Below are 5,276 nucleotides of genomic sequence, written 5' to 3'. Positions count from 1 at the left end.
TCCCTCCCCCAGACTTCGTCCGGGGGTACCCCCAGGGCGGGACGGGTGGGCACACGGGACGGCGCCCTTGGCGGCGCGTCCGCCCCTTGTGCCTGGACCCGCACCGACAGTGAGCCGTGCACGAGATGCGGGTTCGGGCGCGGAAGCCTAGGCCCGGCAGGGGGCGCCGTCCGTTGTGCCCACCCGTTCCGCCCCAGCGGAACGATTGCCCACAGCGGGCGGGGCGGGGGCGCGAGGGTGGGCGCCGCCCCAGCGGAATGGTTGCGTGCAATGGGGTGGTGTGACGATCGGTTGATCTGATTGGGGGACGTGTTGGTCGTGCTCGCGAGGGGTGGTGGCGGGGGCTGAACTACGCTCGGGATGCCCGTGAGGAGACACCCGCGGGATCGGCTCGTGTGCAGGTGGACGGGAGCGTGGCCCGTGACGGATCAGGCGGTGGCGGCGGCGGGCAGCCGGCAGTTCTTCGGCCGGCAGCGGGAGTTGAAGGCTCTGCGCGCTGACATCGAGCGGACCGGGTTGGACACGCTGACGGGGCGGAAGGCGCCGAGGGCGAGGGTGCTGCTGATCGCGGGGAAGCCGGGGTCGGGGCGTACGGCGCTGGCGGAGGAGTTGGCGGCGGGGCTCGGGGACCGTTATCCCGACGGGGTGTTCAGGGCGCGGCTGACGGAGCCGGGTGGGGATGCCGTTCCCGCCGGGCGGGTGGCGCAGGAACTTCTCGGGGCGCTGGGGGTCGCGGAACCGCCGGGGGCCGGCGAGGACGAGCTGACCGAGTTGGTACGGGGGGCACTGGGCGCGCGCCGCGCGGTGCTGGTGCTGGACGACGCCGTCGACGCGGAGCAGGCCGATCCGTTGATCCCGGACAACCCGGACGCCTTGGTGGTGGGGGTGTCCAGGGGGCCGCTCACGGGGATTCCGGACGTGCGGCCGTGCACGCTCGGGGGGCTGGACCCGAAGTCGGCGATCGAGTTGCTGACCGCTTACACGGGGTCGGTGCGGGTGACCGTCGATCCGCAGGCGGCGGAGTCGCTGGTGGAGGAGTGCGGGGGGCTGCCCGGCGCGGTGGTCCTCGCGGGGGGATGGCTGTCGACGCGGCCGAAGTCGTCCGTCGCCGATCTGGCGAAGCGGTTGCGCGCGCTGAGCGGGGACCCGCTGTCCCGTGCTTTTCAGCTGGCCCACGAGGGGCTGGACGGGCCTGCCGCGCGGATACTGCGGTACCTGTCGCTGGCCCCGCTCGGGCGGGCCGACGCGCACACGGCTTCGGCGCTGGCCGGCTGCTCGGTCTCCGCGGCGGGCACGACGCTTGCCGACTTCGCCGCTCTGGGGCTGGTCTCCGTCGGTGAGGACGGACAGTACGAGGTGCGGGGCCACCTCGTACCCCTGCTTCGCGCTCAGCTGGAGGAGCGCGACCGGCCTGCCGAGGTGCAGCTCGCGCGGGCCCGGATGCTGGAGCGGACCGTACGGCTCCTCCAGTCGTGCCGTGCGGTCACCGAGCCCGAGGGTTCGCCGGCCCGCCGGAGGCTGGCGGGGCTGCCGCGGGCCCTGCGCTTCCCGAACGCGGCCGCCGGCGCGGCCTGGCTGGACTCGCGGCAGGCGGTCCTGCTGGCCTCGGCGCGGCTGGCCGTCGCCGACGGCGAGCTGGACACGCTGGCCCGCCGGCTGGTGGCCTCGCTGGTCAGGGCGCTGGCCGCGCACCGGGGGGCCGAGGCGGCGGCGCCGGAGCTGTACGGGCTGCACCGGCTGGTCCTGGACGTCGCGGAGCGGCGGGGGCTGCACCGGGAGCAGGCCGCGGCCCTGCTGAACCTGGCCGATCTGGATGCCCGGACCGGTAGGACGAAGGACGCTCTGCTGCGATATCGGTCGGCTTTGGATGCCGGACGCAAAGCAAATGACCCGTACGCGACCGGTCGCGCAATGGAATCCGTAGGTGGGGCCTATCAGGAGCTGGGGGACTGGCAGCGGGCCGGCGACTGGTACGGGCGGGCGCTGGCGCAGCGCCTCGCCCGGGACGAGCGTGCCGACCAGGCCCGGCTGTACGCCCGCCTGGGGGCCGTGCAGACCTATGCGGGGCGGTACGGCGAGGCGCTGCGGAACTGGCGGGCCGCCGCCGCGGGCTACCGGCGGCTCGCGGATCTCCCGGGCCACGCGCGGGCGTTGAGCGAGGCGGCGCGGGTGCAGGAGTACGCGGGGCGGCCCGAGGAGTCGCTGCGGACCTGCGAGGAGGCGGTGGAGTGGGCCCGCCGGGCCAAGGACACCCGGCTCCAGGCGGCGCTCCAGTTGCGGCTGGCCGACACCCTCGACCGGCTCGGCGACCCGGCTGCGGCCGGGCTGCACCGGGCAGCGGCGGAGAGATTGCTGGAATCGGAACCCGTGGCCTACGAAATCCGCAGTGGGTCAGAGAAAGATTAGTACTTTGAAAGGCTAGACACCGGGAACTCCTTCATTAGACTGGGTGCGCCGCGTTCGAACGTGGTCTGCCCCGGTGCGCCGTAGTGCATCCGGGTATGTATCGCAGTGCCCCATGTATCCCCCCTGATTCAAGGACCGTGATCGACGATGAAGGTCGGCATCCCCCGCGAGGTCAAGAACAACGAGTTCCGCGTGGCCATCACCCCCGCCGGTGTCCACGAGCTCGTCCGCAACGGCCACCAGGTCTTCGTCGAGCAGAACGCCGGTGTCGGCTCCTCGATCACGGACGAGGAGTACGTCGCCGCCGGCGCCGAGATCCTCGCCACCGCCGACGAGGTGTGGGCCACCGCCGACCTGCTGCTCAAGGTCAAGGAGCCGATCGCGGAGGAGTACCACCGTCTCCGCAAGGACCAGACGCTCTTCACCTACCTGCACCTCGCCGCCTCCCGCGAGTGCACGGACGCGCTGCTCGAGTCCGGCACCACCGCCATCGCGTACGAGACCGTCGAGACCGCCAACCGCGCGCTCCCGCTGCTCGCCCCGATGTCCGAGGTCGCGGGCCGCCTGGCCCCGCAGGTCGGCGCGTACCACCTGATGCGCTCCGTCGGCGGCCGCGGTGTCCTCCCCGGCGGCGTCCCCGGCACCCACGCCGGCGAGTGCGTCGTCATCGGCGGCGGCGTCTCCGGCTGGAACGCCACCCAGATCGCCGTCGGCATGGGCTTCCACGTGACCCTGCTCGACCGTGACATCAACAAGCTCCGCGAGGCCGACAAGATCTTCGGCACCAAGGTGAAGACGATCGTCTCCAACGCCTTCGAGCTGGAGAAGGCCGTCGTCGAGGCCGACCTCGTCATCGGCGCCGTCCTCATCCCGGGCGCCAAGGCCCCGAAGCTGGTCACCAACGAGCTCGTCGCCAAGATGAAGCCCGGAAGTGTCCTTGTCGACATTGCGATCGACCAGGGCGGCTGCTTCGAGGACTCGCACCCGACCACCCACGCCGAGCCGACCTTCCAGGTCCACAACTCGGTCTTCTACTGCGTCGCCAACATGCCGGGCGCGGTCCCGAACACCTCCACCTACGCCCTCACCAACGCCACGCTGCCCTACATCGTGTCGCTGGCGAACAACGGCTGGGTCGAGGCGCTGCGCCGCGACGCCGCCCTCGGTCTGGGCCTCAACACCCATGACGGCAAGGTGGTTTACAAGGAGGTCGCAGAGGCGCACGGCCTCGAGCACGTCGAGCTCAGCACCCTCCTGGGCTGACCCTCGCGGCACCGCCGTCAACGCGTGCCGTCAATGCCGCACCCCCGGCCGGACCTTGTTCGACAAGGTCCGGCCGGCTGTGTCTCCGGCCACGCCGAAACGTTCGGGCAACTCGCCTCGAACGTAACCCTTTAACCGTTTCGCACACCCCTGAAACGTGTGGATGCGTGCCTGCGCACCCTTGACAGAGACGTGTTCGGTTGCCGACACATCGGGCCGGGTCCGGCGGATTGTGTTGCTGCGGAGCGGTGACACGCCATAGAGTCGCCAACCGTCGGCATGGTGCCACGCTGACCTATCGATAAATGTTCCTGGTGACATCCAAGGAGGTAAGACGACTTGTGAATGAGTCGACAATTACTCCCGGGAGCGGTGCGCCAGGTGCTCCGATCGGCTCCGTCGCGGTGCGGACCTTCGCGACGCACCAGCCCATGACGACAGCCCACACGATGAAGACGATGGACGGCCTACACGTGAACGCCACGGCCGGCAACGAGATGGGCCGAGAGTCCACCCACTTCGCCGCCTACGACGAGGTGCCCGAGGGGCACTTCTACGACCCCGACGCCGAGTACGAGCCCGACCCGGAGTACGCGGCCACCCTCGCACCCGACGCTGCCCGCCAGCGCCGCGAGCGGATCGGCCCCACCGGACGGCCCCTGCCGTACTTCCCGATCCCGGGTCCCCTGACCGACCACGGACCCGCGAAGATCATCGCGATGTGCAACCAGAAGGGCGGCGTCGGCAAGACCACGTCGACCATCAACCTGGGTGCCGCGCTCGCGGAGTACGGACGACGGGTGCTGCTCGTCGACTTCGACCCGCAGGGAGCCCTGTCGGTCGGCCTCGGCGTGAATCCGATGGAGCTCGACCTCACCGTCTACAACCTGCTCATGGAGCGGGGCATGTCGGCGGACGAGGTCCTCCTCAAGACCGCCGTACCCAACATGGACCTGCTGCCGAGCAACATCGACCTCTCGGCCGCCGAAGTCCAGCTGGTGAGCGAGGTCGCGCGCGAGTCCACGCTCCAGCGCGCCCTGAAGCCGCTGATGAACGACTACGACTACATCGTGATCGACTGTCAGCCCTCGCTCGGCCTGCTGACCGTGAACGCCCTGACGGCGGCTCACAAGGTCATCGTGCCGCTGGAGTGCGAGTTCTTCGCCCTGCGCGGAGTGGCGCTGCTCACCGAGACCATCGAGAAGGTCCAGGAGCGGCTCAACCCCGAGCTGGAGCTCGACGGCATCCTCGCCACGATGTACGACTCCCGGACCGTGCACAGCCGTGAGGTCCTCGCGCGCGTCGTCGAGGCCTTCGACGACCACGTGTACCACACGGTCATCGGGCGGACCGTGCGCTTCCCGGAGACCACGGTCGCCGGCGAGCCCATCACCACCTACGCGTCCAACTCCGTGGGCGCCGCCGCCTACCGCCAGCTCGCCAGGGAGGTGCTCGCCCGGTGTCACGCCGAGTGAGTCTGCCCGGCGCCGACGAACTCTTCCGTACGACCGGGGGGACGGCGCTCCAGTCGTCCTCACCCCGCCGGGCCGTCCCGGCCCCGGCGGGCGAGAGCGACACGGCGGCGGCCGAGGGCTCCGCGGAGCACG

The 5,276-nt window shown here is 71.0% G+C and carries 3 protein-coding genes; all 3 read left to right on the top strand.

Annotated elements, in window-relative coordinates; translation table 11 throughout:
- The first annotated feature begins 420 nt into the window (after positions 1 to 420).
- The 3 genes from ACFCY7_RS39655 (at position 421) to ACFCY7_RS39645 (ending at position 5,144) form a co-directional block, all read left to right on the top strand.
- Positions 421 to 2,406: an AAA family ATPase gene (locus tag ACFCY7_RS39655; RefSeq protein ID WP_376490936.1), complete on the top strand. Its 1,986-nt coding sequence runs from the start codon at positions 421 to 423 to the stop codon at positions 2,404 to 2,406.
- A 147-nt stretch (positions 2,407 to 2,553) separates the two neighbouring features.
- A complete protein-coding gene (gene ald / locus ACFCY7_RS39650; RefSeq protein WP_376490935.1) occupies positions 2,554 to 3,669 on the top strand; it encodes an alanine dehydrogenase in 1,116 nt (371 codons plus the stop codon).
- A 449-nt stretch (positions 3,670 to 4,118) separates the two neighbouring features.
- Complete coding sequence (locus ACFCY7_RS39645; protein ID WP_030212665.1) at positions 4,119 to 5,144, top strand: ParA family protein; 1,026 nt, start codon at positions 4,119 to 4,121, stop codon at positions 5,142 to 5,144.
- Positions 5,145 to 5,276 lie beyond the last annotated feature (132 nt).

The sequence above is a fragment of the Streptomyces sp. NPDC056361 genome (assembly GCF_042262805.1).
GTDB lineage: Bacteria > Actinomycetota > Actinomycetes > Streptomycetales > Streptomycetaceae > Streptomyces.
Note: the sequence above shows the minus strand (reverse complement) of the source record. Positions and strands in the feature narration are given on the sequence as shown.